The 20,924-nt window shown below is 67.8% G+C and carries 17 protein-coding genes; 13 read left to right on the forward strand and 4 right to left on the reverse strand.

Features of this window, described 5'->3' with window-relative positions; genetic code table 11:
- The first annotated feature begins 89 nt into the window (after positions 1-89).
- The 3 genes from V5F77_RS19940 to V5F77_RS19950 all read left to right on the forward strand — a co-directional run bounded on the left by V5F77_RS19940 (position 90) and on the right by V5F77_RS19950 (position 3,224).
- Complete coding sequence (locus tag V5F77_RS19940; protein ID WP_429007091.1) at positions 90-302, forward strand: acetyl-CoA carboxylase biotin carboxyl carrier protein subunit; 213 nt, start codon at positions 90-92, stop codon at positions 300-302.
- Positions 303-384: 82 nt separating this feature from the next.
- Complete coding sequence (locus V5F77_RS19945; protein WP_429007092.1) at positions 385-1,575, forward strand: acyl-CoA dehydrogenase family protein; 1,191 nt, start codon at positions 385-387, stop codon at positions 1,573-1,575.
- Between the two features lie 92 nt (positions 1,576-1,667).
- On the forward strand, positions 1,668-3,224 hold the full coding sequence (locus V5F77_RS19950) for a rhodanese-like domain-containing protein (protein WP_429007093.1): 1,557 nt from the start codon (positions 1,668-1,670) through the stop codon (positions 3,222-3,224).
- Between the two features lie 2 nt (positions 3,225-3,226).
- On the opposite strand, the gene V5F77_RS19955 is transcribed toward V5F77_RS19950, so the two are convergent.
- Positions 3,227-4,615, reverse strand: coding sequence for an aminotransferase-like domain-containing protein (locus V5F77_RS19955; protein ID WP_429007094.1), 1,389 nt, complete (start codon positions 4,613-4,615; stop codon positions 3,227-3,229).
- 179 nt (positions 4,616-4,794) lie between these two features.
- Between V5F77_RS19955 and V5F77_RS19960 the strand changes: the two genes are divergently transcribed.
- The 10 genes from V5F77_RS19960 to V5F77_RS20005 all read left to right on the forward strand — a co-directional run bounded on the left by V5F77_RS19960 (position 4,795) and on the right by V5F77_RS20005 (position 16,346).
- Positions 4,795-6,417 carry a class I adenylate-forming enzyme family protein gene (locus tag V5F77_RS19960; RefSeq protein ID WP_429007095.1) on the forward strand — a complete coding sequence of 541 codons (1,623 nt, stop codon included), beginning with the start codon at positions 4,795-4,797 and terminating at the stop codon, positions 6,415-6,417.
- Positions 6,418-6,528: 111 nt separating this feature from the next.
- Positions 6,529-8,079, forward strand: coding sequence for an ABC transporter substrate-binding protein (locus tag V5F77_RS19965; protein WP_429007096.1), 1,551 nt, complete (start codon positions 6,529-6,531; stop codon positions 8,077-8,079).
- A 98-nt stretch (positions 8,080-8,177) separates the two neighbouring features.
- On the forward strand, positions 8,178-8,957 hold the full coding sequence (gene fabG, locus V5F77_RS19970; protein ID WP_429007097.1) for a 3-oxoacyl-ACP reductase FabG: 780 nt from the start codon (positions 8,178-8,180) through the stop codon (positions 8,955-8,957).
- Between the two features lie 37 nt (positions 8,958-8,994).
- Positions 8,995-10,542 carry an ABC transporter substrate-binding protein gene (locus V5F77_RS19975; RefSeq protein WP_429007098.1) on the forward strand — a complete coding sequence of 516 codons (1,548 nt, stop codon included), beginning with the start codon at positions 8,995-8,997 and terminating at the stop codon, positions 10,540-10,542.
- A 65-nt stretch (positions 10,543-10,607) separates the two neighbouring features.
- Entirely contained in the window at positions 10,608-11,525 is a 918-nt protein-coding gene (locus tag V5F77_RS19980; protein WP_429007099.1) for an ABC transporter permease, read from the forward strand.
- Positions 11,518-12,423 (forward strand): ABC transporter permease, encoded by a 906-nt coding sequence (locus tag V5F77_RS19985; RefSeq protein WP_429007100.1) that lies wholly within the window; start codon positions 11,518-11,520, stop codon positions 12,421-12,423. The genes V5F77_RS19980 and V5F77_RS19985 overlap by 8 nt, the downstream gene beginning before the upstream one ends.
- Before the next feature lie 8 nt (positions 12,424-12,431).
- Entirely contained in the window at positions 12,432-13,412 is a 981-nt protein-coding gene (locus V5F77_RS19990; RefSeq protein WP_429007101.1) for an ABC transporter ATP-binding protein, read from the forward strand.
- Positions 13,409-14,389 (forward strand): ABC transporter ATP-binding protein, encoded by a 981-nt coding sequence (locus tag V5F77_RS19995; protein WP_429007102.1) that lies wholly within the window; start codon positions 13,409-13,411, stop codon positions 14,387-14,389. The genes V5F77_RS19990 and V5F77_RS19995 overlap by 4 nt, the downstream gene beginning before the upstream one ends.
- Positions 14,382-15,572: an acyl-CoA dehydrogenase family protein gene (locus V5F77_RS20000; RefSeq protein ID WP_429007103.1), complete on the forward strand. Its 1,191-nt coding sequence runs from the start codon at positions 14,382-14,384 to the stop codon at positions 15,570-15,572. Before V5F77_RS19995 ends, V5F77_RS20000 begins: the two co-directional genes overlap by 8 nt.
- Before the next feature lie 9 nt (positions 15,573-15,581).
- A complete protein-coding gene (locus tag V5F77_RS20005) occupies positions 15,582-16,346 on the forward strand; it encodes an enoyl-CoA hydratase/isomerase family protein (RefSeq protein WP_429007104.1) in 765 nt (254 codons plus the stop codon).
- Between the two features lie 24 nt (positions 16,347-16,370).
- Here the strand turns inward: V5F77_RS20005 and V5F77_RS20010 are convergent, their stop codons facing one another.
- The 3 genes from V5F77_RS20010 to V5F77_RS20020 are packed head-to-tail and all read right to left on the reverse strand — an operon-like array spanning position 16,371 to position 20,850.
- Positions 16,371-17,327: an antibiotic biosynthesis monooxygenase gene (locus tag V5F77_RS20010; RefSeq protein ID WP_429007105.1), complete on the reverse strand. Its 957-nt coding sequence runs from the start codon at positions 17,325-17,327 to the stop codon at positions 16,371-16,373.
- Entirely contained in the window at positions 17,324-20,023 is a 2,700-nt protein-coding gene (locus V5F77_RS20015) for a molybdopterin-dependent oxidoreductase (RefSeq protein WP_429007106.1), read from the reverse strand. The genes V5F77_RS20010 and V5F77_RS20015 overlap by 4 nt, the downstream gene beginning before the upstream one ends.
- Positions 20,020-20,850, reverse strand: a complete 831-nt coding sequence (locus V5F77_RS20020; protein WP_429007107.1) for an FAD binding domain-containing protein — start codon at positions 20,848-20,850, stop codon at positions 20,020-20,022. Before V5F77_RS20020 ends, V5F77_RS20015 begins: the two co-directional genes overlap by 4 nt.
- Positions 20,851-20,924: the final 74 nt, after the last annotated feature.

Genomic DNA, 20,924 nt, shown 5'->3' on the forward strand with positions numbered 1-20,924 from the left:
AAGCGCCGGCATTTCAGCACAATGGCTGAAAATATGTGGGGGTGGCCTCGCCGCCGACCCGCGCGAACGCCTCAGGGAACGCACGCTCCATGGACATCAAAGCGGAAGTCGCCGGCGCCATTTTCGAGATCCTTGCGCGCGTGGGCATGCCCGTCGCCAAGGGCGATCCGGTGCTGGTGCTCGAATCCATGAAGATGGAGATCGTCGTTCCCGCCCCGCAGGACGGGGAAGTCGCCGAATTGCTGGTTTCGGAAAACGACGTGGTCGAGGCCGGGCAGGTCCTGATGCGGCTGAAACCCTAGACGCGGCCCGCGTCTCACGCCCCTGGACGCGCAACCGCGTCTCACGTCTCGCCTCTCGACGCGCCATCACGGGAAGGACACCATGGATTTTCGAACCACCGAGCGCCAGCAGGAGCTGATCGACAGCGCCGCGCGCATCGCCGTGCGCAATCTCATGCCGCTGGCGCAGGACCATTCCCCGCAAGGGGTGCAGCGCCTGCGCGAGGCGATGGCGCAAGCCGGCCTGCTCGGGCTCAACATGCCGGAAAGCCACGGCGGCGTCGGCCTGCCGCTGCTCGATACGCTCATGATCGTCCAGACCCTGCAGTCGCACGCCTCCATCATGGGCGGTCTGGCCCATCGCAGTTCCACCGGCGCGGTCGGCGCCATCAGCGAGCTTGGCACGGACGCCCAGCGCGATGCCTTCGTCAGCGGCGTCTGCGCCGGCCGGTTCGGCATCGGCATCGGCATCACGGAGCCCGAGGCGGGCTCGGCGGCCACCTCCATGACCACCCGCGCGCGGATCGAGGGCGACAGCGTCGTGCTCAACGGGCGCAAACAGTTCGTCAGCTTCGTCGACAACAACAGCTATACCTTGACCTATTGCCGCTTCGGCAGCACTGGCAAGGCGAGCGACATCGGCGCGGTGATCGTGCCCCACGATGCGCCGGGGTTCTCGCGCAGCAAGGGTTCGCTCAACATGGCGGACGAACTGCTGTTCGAGCTTTACTTCGACGAGTGCCGCGTGCCGCGCGAGAATGTGCTGCTGGACGGCAGCGCCTTCGGCAAGCTGATCAGCGTCTATAACGCGGAGCGCCTCGGCAGCTTGGCGCGCATGCTGGGATCGGCCGAGGCCGCCTTCGCGCTCGCCGTGGACTACGCCAAGACCCGGCGCCAGTTCGGCCGCGAGATCGGCGAGTTCCAGGGCATCCAATGGATGCTGGCCGACATGAAGGTGAAGCTGGAGGCGGCGAAGCTCATGGTCTATCGCGCGGCCTCGAACGCCGGCCACGGCCTACCCAACCCGGCCGAGACCTCCATGGCCAAGGTATTCACGGCTCAGGCCGCCAAGGAGGTCTGCGATGCCGCCATCCAGATCTTCGGCGCCAACGGCTACATGAAGGAATTCCCGCTCGCCCAGCGCTATGCCGAGGTGCGCGGCGGCTCGATCTATGGCGGCACGATCCAGATCCACAAGAACATGATCGCCGGCGCGGTTCTCGGGCGATCCAACAACCAGTGGCGCCGCGAGCCCGAGCCGAAGACCCGCGCGCCGCAAAACACCGCCGATTGAGGAGGCGGGGGGCACGAACGCCCTCCGGACAAGCCTCGACGGCATCGGCGGCTCGCGCGGAAAATCCGCGGTGCCGCTCGAAGGGAGGAACCATGGCCCTCGATATAGCGACGTTCGCGACCAGATGGCAGGCGCGCCCGCGCGCCCTGGCCCTGCTCGACGTGCGCGAGGCGGGCGAGGCGGAGCGCGGGCACATTCCCGGCGCCACCGCCCTGCCCCGCCGGCTGATCGAGTTCCGCATCGCCTCCCTGGTGCCGGATCGCGCGACCCCGGTCGTGGTCTATGACGGCGACGACGGGCGCGCCGCCCTGGCGCGGCAGACCTTGCTTGACGCCGGCTACCACGCCGTCGAGGTGCTGGAGGGCGGCGCGCCCGCCTGGGCCGCCGCCGGGCATGCGCTCGCCACCGGCTTCAACGTGCCGAGCAAGGCCTTCGGCGAGCAGGTGCTGGTGCACGATGGCGTTGCCTTCATCACGCCCGACGCCCTGGCGGAGCTGCGCGCCGGACAGCCCGCGCTCTGCGTGTGGGACGTGCGCACCCCCGGGGAGTTCGAACGCGCGAGCCTGCCGGGCGCGGTGAACATGCCCGGCTTCGAAACCGTGCTGCGGGCGCACGCCGCCGCCCAGGCGCAAGGCACGCTGCTGGTGCATTGCGCCGGCCGCACGCGCAGCATCATCGCCGCCCGCACGCTCCAATTGCTGGGCTTTCCCGCGACGGCGCTGGAGAACGGCACCATGGGCTGGACCCTCGCCGGCCACCCCCTCGCGCCGGGAACCCGCCGCGACCTGCCCGAGCCGGATGCCGCCACCCGCGCCGACGCGCGGCAGCGGGCCGAGGCGCTGGCGCTGGGCGCCGGGGTGGAGGCCAGGAACGCCCGCGACCTGATCGCCCGGCGCGCGCACACCCCCGGCCCCTCCTATTTCTTCGACGTCCGGCCTGCGGATGCGTTCGCGCAAGGGCATGCGGCGGGCGCGGTGCATGTGCCGAGCGGCCAGCTCATCCAATGCACCGACGATTATATCGCGGTCGAGGCGGCCGAGATCGTGCTGATGGACGACGGGGATGCCCGCGCCGCCATCGCCGCCTACTGGCTGCGGCGCATGGGCTTTCCCCGCGTGAGCCTCCTCGTCGGCGGGCTGCCGGCCTGGATCGAGGCCGCCGGCCCCGTGGAGACCGGCCGCCAGCGCGCGCGGCCCCTCGGCCTGACGGAGGCCCGGCGCGACGTCCGTGCCCTGCCGCGCGAGGCGCTGGAGGCGCTCGACCTGCCGCAGGTTTTCATCGACGTGGGAACCAGCGCGGATTTCGCGGCCGGCCATCTCCCCGGCGCGCAATGGCTGCCGCGCGGATGGCTTGAGGCGCGGATCGGCCGGGCAAGCCGCCCGGGCCATGCCCTGGTGCTGACCGCGCGCGACGAGCGGCAGGCGATCTTCGCCGCCGCGACGCTGCTGAAATCCGGCACCGACGAACCCGTGTTCGTCCTCGACGGCGGCAATGCCGGCTGGTGCGCGGCGGGCGGCACATTGGAGACCGGCCCCTGCGCGGAGGCGGATTTCGGCCAGGACGTGGTCACGCCGCCCTATGCCAAGGGGACACAGGAAATGCGCCGCTACCTGGAGTGGGAGAAGCGTCTTCACGGAGACGCCGCATGACCTCAGATGATCGTCGCCGCCGCATAGGGGCGGGAATCCATCAGGTGATCGAGGATCGCCAGCCCCTTCTTCAGGACCTGATCGTCGGCACCGACATTGAGCGAGACGCGCACCGCCGGCGCGCTCTTGCCCTCCTCCGCCGCGAAATGATCCGAAGCCACCACCGCGACGCCATTGCGGCGCGCCGCCACCTCGAAATCCAGCGCGCGCCATGGGGCCGGAAGGGACATCCACATATGGACCGAGGCGGGATGGGAGCGGATGTTGCGGCGCGCGAGGACCTCGCGGGCGATGGCCTCGCGGCGCGCGGTCTCCTGGTTCATGCGGCGGACGACATCGTCCGCGGCGCCCGACGCCAGCAGCACGCTGGCAAGCTCGCCCATGAGCGGCGAAGTGCCGAGCGTCATCATGTGGAGCGTGCCGGCAAGGCTCTCCACCTTGGCCCGAGGGGACACCATGAAGGCGATGCGCAGCGCGGGGCTGAAGCATTTCGCGAAGCCGGTGATGTAGCAGACATGCTCGGGAGCGAACGCGGCGATGGGCGGCGGACGCTCCGTCAGCACGGCTGCCGTCACGTCGTCCTCGATGATCAGCAGATCCTCGGCGCGCGCCAACGCGGCGATTTCCTTGCGCCGCTCCAGCGGCATGATGGCCGTGGTGGGATTGTGGAGGGTCGATTGCAGATAGACCACCCGCGCCCGCGTCTCCGCCACGGCGGCCCTGAGCCCGTCCACGGTCATGCCGTGCTGGTCCATCTCCACCCGCCGCACGGTCAGGCCACGCATGCCCGCGAGCGCCTTGAAACCCGGGAAGGTGATGTCGTCCGTGAGGATGGTCTCGCCCGGAAACAGCAGGCTGGTCAAAGCGATGAGAATGGCCTGCTGGGCGCCGGCGCAGAGCAGCAGGTTCTCCGGCTCGGCGGCAAATCCGGTGCGGGAGATCCAGGATGCGGCGGCGGCACGCTGCGCCGGGAAGCCGGCCGGCGGGGGATATTTGTGCAGCGGCAGCAGCGCGACGCGCTCGACCAGATCGCCCACCGCCGCGGCCACCACGTCCGACAGGCCCGAGACGGGCGCGCGATAACACGAGAGATCGATGATCCGCGATTCCTGCTCGTCGGGGCGAAATTCGAAGCGCGGGCCGCCGTCGGCGTCGTCCCGCCGCACGAACGTGCCGCGCCCCACCTCGCCCGATACCAGGTTCTGCTTGCGGATCAGGGAATAGGCCCGGGTGATCGTGCCGACGGTCACGCCAAGCCGTTCGGCCAGATCGCGCTGCGGCGGCAATTGCGCTCCGGGCGCAAGCTCGCCGCTGTCGATGGCCTGGGCGATCGCGCTGGCCACGGCCAGATAGCGCGGGCCTTCCAGATGATCAATGTTCGGGGTCCACATATGTTTAAATCCGGCGCAGAAGTGTACCAGCTCAGATAGTGACATTGACAGAGCAATATGTCACTTTATAATCGCTTTGTATCGATATGTGCGGCAAAGCGACTCCTGCGAAGCAGATCGGCACCATGTCAGCCTCACACAATCCGTTTATCAGCAAAACATACGCACAGGCTCTCGCCTTGATCTGCGAACGCTTCGCGGACCGCGAAGCATTGGTTTTCGCAGAGGAACGCTATTCCTTTTTGGAAGTCAAACAGCGCATCGACGAAGCTTCCCGATACCTGCTGGACATCGGCCTCAAGCCCGGCGACCGGCTCGCACTCTGGCTGCCCAATCGCGCGGAATTCCTCTGGTATTGGATGGGCGCGGCGCAGATCGGGGTGATCGTGGTGGTGTTGAACACCCGCCTCAAGCTGCCGGAAGTCACCTATCAGCTCGAACAATCCGAAAGCTGCGCCCTCGTCCTCCCCGGCCGGCCGGCGTTCCGCGATTTCCTCGCGGAAATTGCCACCCTGTGCCCGGAATTGCGCGCGCAAGGGCCGATCCTGTCTTGCGCCGCCCTTCCGCACCTGCGGCGGGTGATCGTGTGCGAACAGCCCGACGAGGCCATGCCCGGCGTGACGCTCGGGGCACGCTTCGACGCGCCCGCACCCGCGCCGGGGGCCCCGCTGCCGCTCGCGACCGATCCCGACGCGCCCGCGCTCATCTCCTACAGTTCCGGCACCACCGCGCTGCCGAAAGGCGCGCTGATCACGCATTGCGTCTGGCGCAAGGGCTATGACATCGGCGCGCGCGCCGACCTCACGGAGCAGGACCGGCTTTATTTGTGCATCCCGCTGTTCGGCTCCATGGCCATGATGAATGCGGTCCTGCCGCTTTGGACGCGCGGCGGGGCAATCGTGCTCGCCGAGCGCTTCGAGGCGGACGCCTTCCTCTCCACCGTGGCCGCCGAACGCTGCACCTGCAGCCATTTCCTCCCGCCCATGGTGGAAGCGCTGCTCGCGCATACTGGGCGACATGACTTCGACCTCTCGTCGCTGCGCATCGGCTGGGTGCTGAGCAATGATCGCGCGGTGCTGGAGGCGGTCGCCACCGCGCTTGGCGTCCCCGGCATGCTGACCGGCTACGGCCTCACCGAAACCACCACGGTGCTGACCCGCAATCGCTGGGACGACCCGCTGGAAATTCGCCTGACCACCCAGGGCTTTGCGCTGCCTGATGTCGAGCTGAGAATCGCCGACCCGGAAACCGGCGCCGCCCAGCCGCCCGGCACACCCGGCGAGATCTGGGCGCGGGGCTATTGCATCACCCCCGGCTATTTCAAGAAGCCGGTGGAAACGGCGAAGGCGATCACGCCGGAGGGCTGGTTCCGCACCGGGGACCTGGGCGTGGTGGACGAGAGTGGCCGCCTGACCTACCTCAGCCGCCTCGGCGACGGCTACAAGAGCCGTGGCTTCAACGTCTCCCCCGCGGAGGTGGAGGCTGTGCTGAACGCCCATCAGGATGTCGCGACGTCCGCCGTCGTGGGTATTCCGCATGAGAAGTGGGGCGCGGTCGGCGCCGCCTTCGTGGTGCCGGAAGCGGGCGCCAGGCCCGCGCCGGAAGCCTTGATCGATTATCTCCGCCCGCGCCTTTCCTCCTTCAAGCTTCCGGAAATGGTGGTTCTGGTGGAGGAACTGCCCATGACGGCGGGCACTGGAAAGGTTCAGAAATTCAAGCTGCGCGAGCATGCCATGGCGCTCGATGCAGGCTCCAGACCATCGATGAGCGAAGCCGCAAACCCGCTTCAGAACGCCAAATGAAAGCGGGTTCGGCATCCCATCGCAACGCAGGGGAGGACCGCATAAAGTTTTGTTGATTAAATCTATAGAATTAAATTAGATCGGCATTGAACCGATCGGGAGGGAAACAAAATGCGTCACCTCACACGCCGCGGCGTGAATGCGCTTCTGCTCGGCCTGCCCCTCGTGCCGGCCTTCGCCCCGAGCCAGGCCTGGGCCATTCCCACGCAGCCCGCGGTGGACCGCGACACGCTGGTCGTGGCCCTGGAAAAGGAAATTCAGAATCTCGATGCCCTGATCACCGCCAGCGGCGATTCCCTGCGCTACGCCTGGCAGATCTACGACACGCTCTACGGCTTCGATTCCAAGGGAAACATGGTGCCCCGCATGGCGACCTCCTACGAGGTCTCCCCGGACGGGCTCAGCTACACCTACCGGCTGCGGCCCGGCATCCTGTTCCACAATGGCGACCCGCTGACCTCGGCGGACGTCGCCTTCTCGGTGGAACGCGTGCTGGACCCGGCGGCAAAGAGCACCCGCCGCCCGTTCTTCGCCCCCATCATGGCCGGCGTGGATACGCCCGATCCGCAGACCGTGATCTTCCGCCTGAAGCAGCCGGACGGCGCCTTCCTCAACAAGATCGCCGGCTTCCTGTTCATCGTGCCCAAGGGCTACATCTCCTCGCTCCCGACATCCGAGGCGTTCGCAATCGCCCCCATCGGCTCGGGCCCCTACAAGGTGGTGCGCCACGACGTGGGGCAGTCGCTCGAACTGGAGCGGTTCGACGGTTTCTATGGCACCAAGCCCGGCATCAAGCGGCTGATCATGAAGATGATCTCCGAGGGCTCGACGCGCGTGAACGCCCTGCTCACCGGCGAGGTGGACATCGCGGTCCAGGTGCCGGTGAACCAGAAGGATCGCCTGCAAGCCGAGCCGGGCGTGAAGGTGGTGGTCAATCCGGTGTCCGCGCCCATGCACGTGCGGCTCTATTCCAACGACCCCTCGCTCCCGGTCTCCAAGCGCGACGTGCGGCTGGCGCTCAACCACGGGCTGGATTCCGCCGCCATCATCCGCTCGGTGTATCACGGCGTCGGCCAGCCCATGGGCACCTTCATCTCGGCCTTTTATCCCTATGGGTCGGACCCGAGCATCAAGCCGTTCGCGTACGATCCGGCGAAGGCCAAGGCGCTGCTGAAGCAGGCGGGATATCCCAACGGCTTCGAAACCAAGCTCTACAGCGCCAACGACCATCCCAAGGAACTGGCCGAGGCGATCGCCGCCTATTGGAGCCAGATCGGCGTCAAGACCGAGATCCTGCGCATCGACTATGCCGCGTGGAGCCGCCTGAACAACACCCACAAGACCGGCCCCATGACCATCACCCAGTTCACCAACGCCATTTACGATCCGATCCATCCCGTGGCCGGCTCGTTCTCCAAGGAGGGCACCTGGTCGAACTATTACAATCCGCAGGTCGAGGCGCTCATCGACCAGCTCAACGGCGCGGTGGGTCCCGAGAAGCGCGGCGCACTGTTCCGGCAGATCGGTCAGATCCTGCACGACGACGCGGCGGCCGTGTACATCACGGAGCTGTTCTACGTCTTCGCCTACAAGGCGCCGTTGGCATGGGAAGTCCAGGAAGGCTCGGGCTTTCTGAACTTCCGCAATGTCTCCTGGACGTAATTTCCATCCGAAATAGATACATTAGGGTTGAATTGCGCATTTTTTAAAGGTTCAATATGCGCAACAGGAACGGAACAATCCGTCCATCGGGAGGAAGCATGGAGCCTCGACAGGCTGGCCGCGTGGCCCTCGTTACGGGGTCGGCGCGCGGCATCGGTTACGCCACCGCGGAGCGCTTCGCGGAAGACGGCGCCAGCGTCGTCATCTGCGATCTCGACGGGGCTGCGGCAAACGCCGCAGCCGATCGCATCGCCCACCAATATGGAGTCGGTGCGCTCGGCCTCGCCTGCAACGTCGGCGATCCCGACGCGGTCGAGGCCATGGGCCGGACCATCGTCGAGCGCTTCGGCTCCCTCGATATTCTCGTCAACAACGCCGGCGTCACCCGCGACAACCTCATCCACAAGATGAGCGTGAAGGACTGGGACGACATCGTCTTCGTCCATCTGCGCGGCTCTTTCCTCTGCGCGCAGATGGCGCAGAAGGAGATGGTCAAGCGCCAGTGGGGGCGGATCGTCAATCTGTCCTCCACCTCCGCCCTCGGCAATCGCGGACAGGTCAATTACTCGACCGCGAAGGCTGGCCTGCAAGGCATGACCCGCTCGCTCGCCCTGGAACTCGGGCGGTTCGGCATCACCGTGAACTGCGTGGCGCCGGGCTTCATCGATACCGAGATGACCCGCCTGACCGCCGAGCGGCTGGGCAAGGACCCGGAAGACTACAAGGCCGAGCGCGCCAAGGGCATCGCGGTGGGCCGGGTCGGCGTCCCGCGCGACGTCGCCAATCTCGTCTGCTTCCTCGCCAGCGCGGAAGCCTCCTTCGTCTCGGGACAGGTGATCTACGTCAGCGGCGGGCCGGAAACCCGGCGCGGCGGCTGATCCAGACCTGCGATCCTCGCATCGGAAGGGCCAAGCCATGACCCGAATTCTCGCTTCCCGTACCTCGCGGCGCCTGCTGCTTCTCGCCTGCACCCTGCTCGCCGCGGGGCCGGCGCACGCCATCAACGGCAAGCCGGCCGTGGACCGCGAGACCGTGGTCATGGCGGTCAGCAAGGAGATCGCCAATCTCGACGGGCAGGTCACCGCGAGCGGGGATTCCCAGCGCTACGGCTGGCAGCTCTATGACACGCTCTACGCCCTCGACAAGAGCGGCAAGCCGGCGCCGAGCCTTGCGGTGAGCTACGAAATCTCGCCGGACCATCTGACCTATACGTTCAAGCTGCGGCCGAACGTGAAGTTTCACAACGGCGCCGTGATGACGGCGGAAGACGTGAAATATTCCATGGAGCGCATCCTCGACCCCGCCGTGAAAAGCACGCGGCGGCCCTCGTTCGCCTCCATCATCGCCAGCGTCGAGGCGCCTTCGCCCGATACGGTCGTGTTCCATCTGTCGAAGCCGGACGGGGCATTCCTCAACAAGGTCACCGGCTATCTCTTCATCGTGCCGAAGGCCTACACGCAGGGGCTGGGCTCGCCCGAGGCGTTCGCCCGCGCGCCCGTCGGCACCGGGCCGTACAAGTTCGTCGAGCAGAAGATCGGCCAGTCCGTGACGCTGGATCGCTTCGACGATTATTTCGGCCCCAAGCCCGGCATCAAGCGGCTGATCTTCCGCCTCATCGAGGAGCCGAGCAGCCGCGTCAACGCCCTGCTCGCCGGCGAAGTCGACATGAGCGACGGCATTCCCACCGTCGACGTCGAGCGCCTCAAGAAGACGCCCGGCCTGTCGGTCGTGGCGCTGCCCATCGGCAGCCCGCTGGCGGTGCGGATCTATTCCAACGATCCCGCCTCCCCGCTCGCCAATCCGAAGGTGCGGCTGGCGCTCAATTACGGTCTCGACATCAACGCGCTGATCAAGAGCGTGCTGCACGGGGTCGGCGCGCCGCTCTCCAGCTACATCTCGTCCTATTATCCCTATGGGGTGAACAAGGATCTGAAGCCGTACGGCTACGATCCCGCCAAGGCCAAGCAATTGCTGAAGGAAGCCGGTTTCCCGAACGGCTTCGACACCACCATCTACAGCTCCAGCGACTGGCCCAAGGAGATCGCCGAGACGGTGGCCGCCTATTGGTCGCAGATCGGCGTGCGGGCGAAGATCCAGCGCATCGACTATGCCGCCTGGAGCCGACTCAACAACACCCATAAGAGCGGCCCGCTGACGCTCATGCAGATGTCCAACGCCATCTCCGATCCGATCCATCCGGTCTCGGGCGCGGCGAGCAAGGACGGCACCTGGTCCGATTATTCCAACCCGCAGGTCGAAGCCCTGCTCACCGAGGTCAACACCAAGGTGGACGTGGCCGATCGCGACCGCATCTTCCAGCAGATCGGCAAGGTCCTGCGCGACGATGCCCAGTCCGTGCTGCTGACCGAGCTGATCTATGTCTTCGGCAAGGATTCCGACCTCGTCTGGGACCCCCAGGCCGGCATCGCCTGGTACGACCTGAGGACCTTGTCGTGGAAATGAGCGCGCCCACGCCCCGGCATCCGCGCCGCCGCCGTGCCGGCGGCCCGGCGGGGGAGAGCTGAACCATGCCGCGATATCTGTTTCAGCGCCTGGTCCAGGCGGTGGTCACGATCCTGATCGTCACGCTGATCATCTTCGTGATCGTCCGGCTCATCGGCGATCCCACCCATCTGATGCTTCCGCCCGAGGCCACCGAGGCCGACCGCGAGCTGCTGCGCCACCAGATGGGCCTCTCCGATCCGGTGATCGTGCAATACGGCCGCTTCCTCCTCGGCCTGCTGCACGGCGATCTCGGCATGTCCTACCGCTTCAGCCGGCCCGCGCTCGACGTGGTGATGGAGCGGATCGGCCCGACCTTGATCCTCACCATGTCGTCGCTCGGCCTTGGAATCCTGGTCGGCGTGCCGCTCGGCGTCGCCTCCGCGGTGCGGCCGGACAGCTGGATCGACCTCGTCGCCAAGCTCGTGGCCCTGCTCGGCCAGGCGGCGCCGCCGTTCTTCTTCGGCCTGGTGCTGGTGCTGTTCCTCTCGGTCCATCTCGGCCTGCTGCCGACCAGCGGCTACGGCGGCATTCAACATCTGGTCATGCCCGCCGTGGCCCTCGGCTGGTATTCGTCCGCCGGGCTGATGCGCCTCACGCGCTCGAACATGCTGGAAGTGCTGGGCTCGGAATATGTGAAGATGGCCCGCATCAAGGGCCTGCCCGAGCGGGTGGTGATCTACAAGCACGCGCTGAAGAACGCCGCCCTGCCGGTGCTCACCTTCGCCTCGCTGCAGTTCGGCATTCTCATGGGCGGGGCAGTGTCGATCGAATCCGTGTTCGCCTGGCCCGGCATGGGCAAGCTGATCCTCGATTCCATCGCCAACCTCGACTACACGGTCGTGCAGGCGGCGGTGACCGTTGCGGCGGTGATCTTCACCTTGATCAATCTCGCCGTCGACATGCTCTACGCCTATATCGATCCGCGGATCCGCTATGCTTGAGCACGCGCATCCGCACCCCGACATCGTGCGCACCGGCAAGCGCGACACCTCGCTGCCGTGCGACACCTCCGCGTTCCGCCCCAACATGGCGGCGCGGGTCCAGCTGTGGGGCTCGCTGGCCCTGCTGGTGGTGATCTTCGGCAGCGCCATCTGCGCGCCGCTGGTGGCACCCTTCGATCCCAACGCCATCGCCCTCGACGCCTCGCTGCAACCGCCGTCCGCGCTGCATTGGCTCGGCACCGACCAGCTCGGGCGGGACATTCTCTCGCGCATCATCTGGGGCGCGCAGATCTCGCTGTTCATCGCCTTCTGCGCGGTCGCGCTCGCCGGGGCGGCGGGCACCGCCATCGGCCTCGTCGCCGGCTATCTCGGCGGCGCGGCGGACCGCCTCGTCATGTGGCTCGCCGACGTGCAATTCTCGCTGCCGGCGGTGATCCTGGCGCTGGTGCTGGTGGGCGCGGTGGGGCCGAGCTTCACCAACATCATCGTCGTCCTCAGCCTCGCCAACTGGGCGCGGTTCGCCCGCGTGGTGCGCAGCGAGGCGCTCTCCCTCAAGTCCCGCGACTTCGTCCTGCTGGCGCGGCTCGGTGGCGCCGGCCCGGTGCGCATCATCGTCCAGCACATCGCGCCCAACGTGCTGAACACCTTCATCGTTCTGGCGACCCTGGACCTCGGCCTGATCATCATCCTCGAAGCGACGCTGAGCTTCCTCGGCCTCGGCGTGCAGCCGCCCGATCCCTCCTGGGGCACCATGATCGCGGACGGCCGCGGCTATCTCGACCGCGCGTGGTGGATCTCCATCATGCCCGGCTGCGTGCTCATGGCGACGGTGCTGTGCGGCAACCTGCTCGGCGACGCCTTGCGCGACCGCCTCAACCCAACGGTGCGTGCGCGGTGACGATGGCCATGTCCGAACTCCTCCGCGTGGAGAACCTCACCACCTGGCTGACGACGCGCTCCGGCGTGGTCGCGGCTGTGGACGACGTCAGCTTCTCGGTGCGGGCGGGAGAAACCCTCGCGCTGGTGGGCGAGTCGGGCTCGGGCAAGAGCATGACCTGCCTGTCGGTGATGCAATTGCTGCCGGCGAGCGGACGCGTCGCGGGCGGCAGCATCCGCCTCGACGGCGACGATCTCCTGCGCAAGCCGGCGAAAGCCATGCAGTCGGTCCGCGGCAGCCAGATCGGCATGGTGCTGCAGGACCCCATGACCTCGCTGAACCCGCTCTACACGGTGGAGGAGCAGATCGGCGAGGTGTTCCGCTATCGCATGGGCATCAGGGACCGCGCCGAACGCCGCCGGCGGGTGATCGAGGTGCTCAAGCAGGTGCGGATCCCGGCGCCGGAGGAGCGGATGTTCGCCTATCCGCACCAGCTCAGCGGCGGCATGCGCCAGCGCGTGGCGATCGCCATCAACCTCGCCTGCTCGCCCCGCCTGCTGATCGCCGACGAGCCGACGACCGCCCTCGATATCACGGTTCAGCAACAGATCCTCTCCCTGCTGCGCGAGCTGCAGCGGGAGACCAACATGGCGATCATCCTGGTGACCCACGATCTGCACGCGGTGGAGCGCTTCTGCGATTCCGTCGCCATCATGTATGCCGGGCGCATCGTCGAGCAGGGGCCGGTGGCGGCGGTGTTCGAGCGGCCGGCGCATCCCTATACCGAGGGCCTGCTGCGCGCCCTGCCCCGGCTGGGCCAGGACCGCGAGCGCCTCGCCCTGATCCCGGGCCAGCCTCCCGCGCTCGCCGACCTCCCGCCCGGCTGCCGCTTCGCGCCGCGCTGCGCCTATGCCGACGACACCTGCCGCGCGCAATACCCCGAATGGTTCGCAACCGTCTCGCCGCCGCGCCGGGTGGCGTGCTGGCGCGCGCCGGAGCGCCTCGCATGACCGCCCCGTTCATCGAGGTCCGGGACCTCAGGAAATCCTACATGGTCCGCCGCGGCATGTTCGGCAGCAGCCGCGAGCTGCGCGCCGTCGCGGGAATTTCGTTCGCGATTCCGGAGGGTTCGACCTTCGGCCTGGTCGGGGAATCCGGCTCCGGCAAGACCACGACGGCGAAGATGATCATGGGCGCCGAGGCCCCGACCGGCGGCTCGATCACCATCGCCAACCAGGACATGACCGCCCATATCAAATCCGATGCCGCATTCCGCCGGATTCTGCAGCCGGTGCTCCAAGACCCCTATAGCTCCCTGAGCCCGCGCATGCGGGCGGGCCGCATCATCGACGAGCCGATCCGCATCCACGGCACCATCGCCGGCGCCTCCGCGCGCAATGAGAAGGTGCGCGAACTGCTGCAACTGGTCGGCCTGCCGCCGGAAGCCGCCTATCGCTATCCCAGCGAGATGAGCGGCGGCCAGCGCCAGCGGGTCGCCATCGCCCGCGCCCTGTCGCTGGAGCCGCGCTGCATCGTCCTCGACGAGCCGGTGTCGGCGCTCGACGTCTCGATCCAGGCGCAGATCCTCAACCTGCTGAAGGACCTGCAGCGCGACCTGCAACTCACCTTCCTGCTGATCTCCCATGACCTCGCCATCGTCTCCCACATGAACAGCCAGATCGGCGTCATGTATCTCGGCCGGTTGGTGGAAGTCGGTGCGCGCGCGGCGATCCTCAAGGATGCGCGCCATCCCTACACCCTCGCGCTGATCGCCGGCGCCACCCCCGGCGCCCCGCAGGCGGCGATGGTGGACGGGGAGATCCCCTCGCCCCTCAATCCGCCCTCGGGCTGCCCCTTCCATACCCGCTGCCGGCTCGCCGCCGACATCTGTCGCACGGACCCGCCGGACCTGAAGCAGGTCGGCCCGGAGCACCGGGTGGCCTGCCACTTCTCAGACACAAGCAGAACGGAGCTCAGCCATGCTTGACCGCAGCCCAAACATTGCCGCGTTCGATCCCGCAGCGGCGCTGGAAACCGCCGAAATGAAGGAACTGCGGCACCTCGCGGAAACCGACTTCCGGGCGCGTGGACGCGCCTATGACGAAAACTGCTCCATGCCCATGGATAACATCCGCGACCTGCACGAGCGCGGCTGGCTGATGACCACGGTCAGCACGGCGAACGGCGGGCGCGGCAGCAATCTCGACAGCGAGGATCCCGCGACCTACCTCCAGGCGCTGCGCACCATCGCGCGCGGCTGCAGCGGCACGGCGCATTGCTACCAGGTGACGAACCACACCGCATGGTGCCTGGAGCAGGTGGGCACGAAGCGCCAGCAGGAGAAGTTCCTCGCCCCGATGCGCGAGCGCCCGTTCCTCGGTGCGTTCGTCGGCAGCGAGCCCAAGCGCAAGCACATGTACCAGATGACCACCACCGCCCGCAGGGTGGACGGCGGCTATGTGGTGAACGGCGAGAAGAACTACGCCACCAACGGCGAGACCATGGGCTTCGCCATCATCTTCGCCGCCATCGAGGGGGTCGAGGACTACAATTTGAACCACCAGATGTTCATCATCGAGCCGGACATGCCCGGCGTGACCATGGACCATACCTGGTACCGGCCCAACGGCATGCGGGCCGCCCCCTCGCCCATCATCTATCTCAAGGACGTGTTCGTGCCGGACGAGAACGTGCTGGGCGAGCCCGGCACCTATCCGCGCCAGCGCTGGCAGGGCAAGTTCCACCTCGGCTTCACCGCCAATTATCTCGGCACCGCGGAAGGCATGTACGACTGGTTCCTCGACTATGTGCGCCAGCGCGGCCGGGGCAAGGACGGCATCATGCAGATGCGCACCGGGGAGATGAAGATCGCCCTCGACGGCGCCCGCGCGCTGTTCCACCAGGCGATCTCCTCCTGGAAGACCAAGCCGGTGGTGGAGGCGGAGCTGATCTCCATGAGCGCGAAATCGCTCGCCGCGCACGTCGCCTTCGAGCTGTCGCACAAGATCATTCATTGCGCGGGCTCCACCTCGCTGTTCGACGAGTTTCCGCTCGCCCGCGCCCTGCGCGACCTGGAAACCCACGTGCTGCACGCCGGCCATGATCGCACCGCGCAGATCATCGGGCAGGCGCAGCTCGGCGAGACCTTCGATTCGACGCTCCAGCGCTAGACCGCGCCGATGCCGAACCTCGTAGAGACGGGACGCGACGGCGCGGTCGCGATCCTGACGCTGAACCAGCCCGCGCGGCGCAACCCGCTGTCGCGGGCGATGCGCGCGGCGCTGCTGGATGCGGTCGAGCGCGCGAACGGCGAGGATGCGGTGCGCGCCATCGTCCTCACCGGGGCCGGCGGCACCTTCTCCTCCGGCGGCGACCTCGGCGACATGAACGTGGAGACCCTCGCCCAGGGCCGCGCGCGCCTGATCGACGCGCACCGGCTGGTGAAGGCCGTCATGCAAGCCACAAAGCCGGTGATCGCCGCGGTCGAGGGCTGGGCGGCGGGCGCCGGCCTCTCGCTCGCGGTCGCTTGCGACACGGTGGTGGCCGCCCAGGACGCCCGCTTCGTCGCGAGCTTTGCAAAGGTGGGGCTGATCGGCGATCTCGGCCTGCTCCACACCTTGCCCCAGCGCATCGGCCACGGCGCGGCCCGGCAGATGCTGCTCTATGCCCAGCCGGTCGCGGCGGCGGAGGCGCTCGGCCTGGGTCTCGTCGACCAGCTTGCCGCGCCGGGAGACGCCTTGGCGTGCGCGGTGCGCCATGCCGGGCTGGTCTGCGACCTCGCCCCCCTGCCCCTCGCCATGCACAAGGCCGTGCTGGCGGCGGGGCTCGACGCGGCCCTGGAGCGCGAGCTGGAGCTGCAATCGGCGCTCTATCTCTCGGCCGACCACCAGGAAGGCAAGCGGGCCTTCCTCGAAAAGCGCAAGCCGGTATTCCGCGGCGCCTAGGAGCGGTTGCGCGAAACGCCCGCCTTACAACCAGAAGGTGAAGGTGACGATCAGAACGGCATAGGTGGCGAGGATGATCGCGGCGCCGCGCAGGTCGTTGGCACGCGAGGGTGCCGGCGGCGACAGCCACCAGGAAAAGCGCGCGCTGGTCCAGGGCACCAGATAGTTCAGCAGCAGCACGCTCACCACATTGCCGATGAACAGCGCAACCGGAAAGGCAAGCCCCGCCCAGCCGGTCAGCAGCGGGTTCTGCACCGTGATCCCGAACAGAAAGACCACCGGGTACAGCAGCATCAGAACCAGCATGTTCTGCTTCCACACCGCCGCCGCCGGCCCCTTGGCGCCGCCGGCGAACCATTGGTCGAAGCCGGAACGGGCGATGCGGGCGTGGAATTCCTCGGTGAACGGCTCGGCTTCCGCGAGCAGCGCCTTGCGCTCGGGCGAGTTCAGCCAGCCTTGGAGATTCTCCTCGCTGTCGAACCGCAGGATCGAGAGCCAGTCGTCCTGCACGCCGGGGATCGGCGGCTCGAAGCGATAGCCCTGGAAGCCCGGCGCCTTGCTCTGGGCCGAGGCGATGCGCTGTTCCCACGCGCGATAGGCCAACTCCTGCCCCGGCTTGACGCGGGTGGAAATCACCGCCGACACCGCCGCCGGCAGCACGCCGGACCCGCCGTCGGGCACGATATGCACGTCGTCGCGGCCCACCAGCATGGATTGGGCACCGGCGACGCGGGCGAGACGCGCGGGCGAATTCAGCCAGGCGATGGCGGCGGCGGTGCTTTCGAAGCGCTGCAGGATCACCCAATCCACCTGCGCCGGCGGGCTCGGGCGCATCAGGGTCTGGCCCAGAAATCCCGGCAGCGCGGCAATGGAGGCGCTGGTCTGCTCCTGCCACACCGAGAACGCCTCCTCGAAGCCGGGCAGCACGCGGGTCTGCGTCACGATGGTGACGGCGGACGAAGGAGTGGGCGCGCTGCTCATGGATGGGGCTGCAGGCGGTCGAAGATGCGGTCGGGGGTGAACGGCAGGCTGTCGAAGCGTACCCCGGTGGCATTGAACAAGGCGTTGGAAACGGCGGGCGCGACCGGGTTGATCGCGCATTCCCCCTGCGCCTTGGCGCCGAGCGGGCCGATGGTGTCATAGGTATCGGCGAACAGGATCTGCGTGCGCGGCACGTCGGCGAAGCTCGGGATGCGGTAATTGCGCAGCGCCGCATTCTTCAGGTGCCCGGTGTCGTCGTAATCCATGTGCTCGGTCAGCGCCCAGCCGAGCCCCATGACGATCGAGCCGTTGATCTGCCCGCGGCACTGCATGGGATTGATGAGCCGGCCGATATCGGCGGCATGCACGCTCTGCAGGATCTCGATGTCGCCGGTGATGCGATGCACGGCAAGGCGGATGCCCTGGACATTGAAGGCCACCGTGCGCGGCGAGAGATAGGCCTTGCGCTTGGCGAGGAAGCGATGGCCCGCCGCCGTGCCCTTGGCATGCAGTTCGACGAGGGAGATGCGGGCATTGCCGCCCACCACGGCATCCGCCTCCAGGGCCCAGTCGTCGGGCTTGGTTGCGGTGATGCGGGCGACATAGGAGAGGATGTTCTGGCGCAGCGCGGTCGCGGTCAGCATCACCGCCTGGCCGGCCACCACGGTGCCGGTACTGGCGAAGGTGCCGGTGTCGAACGGCGCCTTGTCGGTGTCGGCATTGATGATGTCGATGTCCTGCGCCCGCGCGCCGAGCACGCTCGCCGCAAGCTGGCGATGGGAGGTCACCGAGCCATTGCCCATTTCGGTGGAGCCCACCGCCAGATGGAACCGCCCGTCGGGCAGAAGCTCCATGACCGCGCCGGAGCGATGCTCGGTCGGCGGGCCGGATTCCAGCATGGCGAGCGCGATGCCGGTGCCCTCGGCCCAATGCTCGCCCTCGGGCCTGGGCCGACGCGGGCCGGTGGCGAGCGCTTCCTCCACCAGATCCATGCACTGGTCGAGGCCGTAGCTGCCGAACTCCACGTCCGACACGCCACTCCAGATCGCCTCGATCCAGTCGTCGGCGGTCACCATGTTGCGGCGGCGCAAGGTGAAGGGATCGATCCCCAGCAGCTTGGCCAGGTCGTCCATGGCGCATTCGATGGCGAAGGTGCTCTGCGAGGCGCCATAGCCGCGAAACCCGCCGCCGGGCACCATGTTGGTATAGACGACGAACCCTTCGCCCTTCTTGTTGGCGCAGCGATAGGCGCTCATGGGGCTGGCGAGCGAGGCCGCCAGCGTCTCGCTGCCATGGCCGCCATAGGCGCCGGTGTTGGAGACCACCTTGATCTCGATCGCCGTGAGGGTGCCGTCCCTGGTCGCGCCGAGCTTCACGCGCGTGGTCATCTGGTGGCGCGTGCTGGCGCCGATGAACTGCTCCTCGCGGGTGTATTCCCATTTTGCCGGCCGGCCGGTCTTCAGCATGGCCAACACGCAGAGATCCTCGGTCAGCATCTCCTGCTTGCCGCCGAACCCGCCGCCGACGCGCTCGGTGAACACATGCAGGTCGGCGGGGATGAAGCCGAACAGGTGGCAGAGCTTCTCGTGGGCGATGAACGGCGCCTGCGAGGAGGTGCGCACGTGGATGCGCCCGTCCGTGCCCTTCCAGGCGATGGAGCCGTGGGTCTCCAGATGCACGTGCTGGACCCGCGAGGTGGTGTAGGTGCGCTCGTGGATCGCGTCCGCCCGGGCGAAGCCCTCGGCCACATGGCCCACCTCGCCCCGGATCTCGGCGAACACGTTGCCATGGGCCTCGCCGCCCTTGTGGTGCAGCACCGGCGCCTCGGGCGCCATGGCAAGCTGCGGGTCGAACACCGCCGGCAGCAGCTCATAATCCACCACCAGGGCGCGACAGCCGGCCTCGGCCGCCGCCTCGCTCTCGGCCAGCACCGCCGCCACCCGCTGCCCGACGAAGCGCACCACAGTATCAAGCATATAAGTGTCGTCGGGGTCGACGAGATGGTCCTCGTGGGTGGCGGTGCTGTAGAGCCGGCGCGGCACGTCTTCCCAGGTGAACACCTCCAGCACGCCCGGCACCGCCAGTGCCGGCGCTTTGTCGATGGAGACGATGCGGGCATGGGCATGGGGCGCGCGCAGCACCTTGAGATGGGTCAGGTCCGCCACCTCCACATCCATGGTGTAGCGTGCGTGCCCGGTCACGATGCCCGGTCCGAACGGATTGGGCAGGCTGACGCCGCACGCGCCGCCGGCGATGTCGGCGCTCACATTCACCACGCCGTCGATGGCATCGTGGATCGCGGCATAGCCGGTGCAGCGGCACAGATTGCCCTTGAGATGGCGCGGCAGGTCGGCCCGCTGCGTCTCGTCGAGGGCGGCAATGGTCATGATCATGCCGGCGGAGCAGAAGCCGCACTGGAACGCCTGCGCATCCAGAAACGCCTGCTGCACCGGGTGCAGGTCGTCGCCGTTCGCGAGGCCCTGGACGGTGGTGACCTCGCGATCGGCGGCGCGGAACGCCGGCATCAGGCAGGAATGGATGGGAACGCCGTCCACCCACACCGTGCAGGCGCCGCAATCGCCCTGGTCGCAGCCCTTCTTGACGCCGAAATCACCGCGCTCGCGCAGGAACGTGCGCAGGCACTGGCCGGGGCGGGGATCGGCGGAAAAGCGATGGCCGTCGATGGAATAATTCATGCGACAGCTCCCGGCCCGGCGAGTTCCGCGCGGATCTCCTCGGCGAAGTGAAAGGTGAGATGCCGCCGGTAGGCCGGCAGGCCGTTGACGTCGTCGAAATAGCCGTCGTGCGGGATCGCGGCGGCGATGGCATGCCGCAGGTCCTCGGCGCTCGGCGCGCGCGCAAAGCGCAATTGCACCGGGCGGAAGGTGGCGGCGGTGATGGTCAGCAGCAGGTCGCCCTCGGGCCCCGACGTGCCGATCAGCAGCGCCGCCGAGCGGCCGAGGTGATAGAGCGAGGAGCGGCGGAAGGCGAAGCGCTTGGCGAGCGCGGAAGCCGGCAGATGGATGGAGCGCAGCAATTCGCCGGGCGCCAGGATGTTGGCATGGTTGCCGGTGACGAAATCTGCGGCGGCCACGGTGCGCGGCGCGCCCTCGCGCGGCCACAGCGTGTAGACGCCTTCCAGCGCGACCGTGAGCGAGATCATGGCCCCCGCCGGCAGCGACATGCAGATATTGCCGCCGACGCTCGCCTCATGGGCGATCTTGAACGACATCAGCAGCGCGCGGCTGCACAGGGAGAGCAGCGGCCCGGCGGTCCATTCCGGCGGCGGCGCCAGGGCGTCGAGGGCGGCGATGCGGGCGGTGGCGGCGATCTCCAGCCCGTCCGGCCCCACGGCCAGGTCGGGCCAGTCGAAGGCCCGCAGGTCGATCAGCGTATCGAGGGCGGGCTGCGGCTCGGAGAACAGCCAGGTGCCGCCCGACAGCCAGGCGAGGCCCTCGCGCCACGGCGTCACCTCGGCTGCGGAGCGCGGCCGCTCGATATGGCGAATGGTGTTGATGTCCATGACAGGAACAGCTCCGACGCCGATGCGTGATGATTTCACAGACCATAACCCCGGCGCGTGATGGGCGCGCCGGG

This window comes from Roseixanthobacter psychrophilus, from assembly GCF_043195195.1.
In the GTDB taxonomy this organism is placed as follows: Bacteria; Pseudomonadota; Alphaproteobacteria; order Rhizobiales; family Xanthobacteraceae; genus NCEH01.

What these genes read in the sequence shown, in the direction of transcription:
- V5F77_RS19940 (WP_429007091.1), top strand. Translation starts at nt 90, where the DNA reads ATGGACATCAAAGCGGAAGTCGCCGGCGCCATTTTCGAGATCCTTGCG.
- V5F77_RS19945 (WP_429007092.1), top strand. Translation starts at nt 385, where the DNA reads ATGGATTTTCGAACCACCGAGCGCCAGCAGGAGCTGATCGACAGCGCC.
- V5F77_RS19950 (WP_429007093.1), top strand. Translation starts at nt 1,668, where the DNA reads ATGGCCCTCGATATAGCGACGTTCGCGACCAGATGGCAGGCGCGCCCG.
- V5F77_RS19955 (WP_429007094.1), bottom strand. Translation starts at nt 4,615, where the DNA reads ATGTGGACCCCGAACATTGATCATCTGGAAGGCCCGCGCTATCTGGCC.
- V5F77_RS19965 (WP_429007096.1), top strand. Translation starts at nt 6,529, where the DNA reads ATGCGTCACCTCACACGCCGCGGCGTGAATGCGCTTCTGCTCGGCCTG.
- fabG (WP_429007097.1), top strand. Translation starts at nt 8,178, where the DNA reads ATGGAGCCTCGACAGGCTGGCCGCGTGGCCCTCGTTACGGGGTCGGCG.
- V5F77_RS19975 (WP_429007098.1), top strand. Translation starts at nt 8,995, where the DNA reads ATGACCCGAATTCTCGCTTCCCGTACCTCGCGGCGCCTGCTGCTTCTC.
- V5F77_RS19980 (WP_429007099.1), top strand. Translation starts at nt 10,608, where the DNA reads ATGCCGCGATATCTGTTTCAGCGCCTGGTCCAGGCGGTGGTCACGATC.
- V5F77_RS19985 (WP_429007100.1), top strand. Translation starts at nt 11,518, where the DNA reads ATGCTTGAGCACGCGCATCCGCACCCCGACATCGTGCGCACCGGCAAG.
- V5F77_RS19990 (WP_429007101.1), top strand. Translation starts at nt 12,432, where the DNA reads ATGTCCGAACTCCTCCGCGTGGAGAACCTCACCACCTGGCTGACGACG.
- V5F77_RS19995 (WP_429007102.1), top strand. Translation starts at nt 13,409, where the DNA reads ATGACCGCCCCGTTCATCGAGGTCCGGGACCTCAGGAAATCCTACATG.
- V5F77_RS20000 (WP_429007103.1), top strand. Translation starts at nt 14,382, where the DNA reads ATGCTTGACCGCAGCCCAAACATTGCCGCGTTCGATCCCGCAGCGGCG.
- V5F77_RS20005 (WP_429007104.1), top strand. Translation starts at nt 15,582, where the DNA reads ATGCCGAACCTCGTAGAGACGGGACGCGACGGCGCGGTCGCGATCCTG.
- V5F77_RS20010 (WP_429007105.1), bottom strand. Translation starts at nt 17,327, where the DNA reads ATGAGCAGCGCGCCCACTCCTTCGTCCGCCGTCACCATCGTGACGCAG.
- V5F77_RS20015 (WP_429007106.1), bottom strand. Translation starts at nt 20,023, where the DNA reads ATGAATTATTCCATCGACGGCCATCGCTTTTCCGCCGATCCCCGCCCC.
- V5F77_RS20020 (WP_429007107.1), bottom strand. Translation starts at nt 20,850, where the DNA reads ATGGACATCAACACCATTCGCCATATCGAGCGGCCGCGCTCCGCAGCC.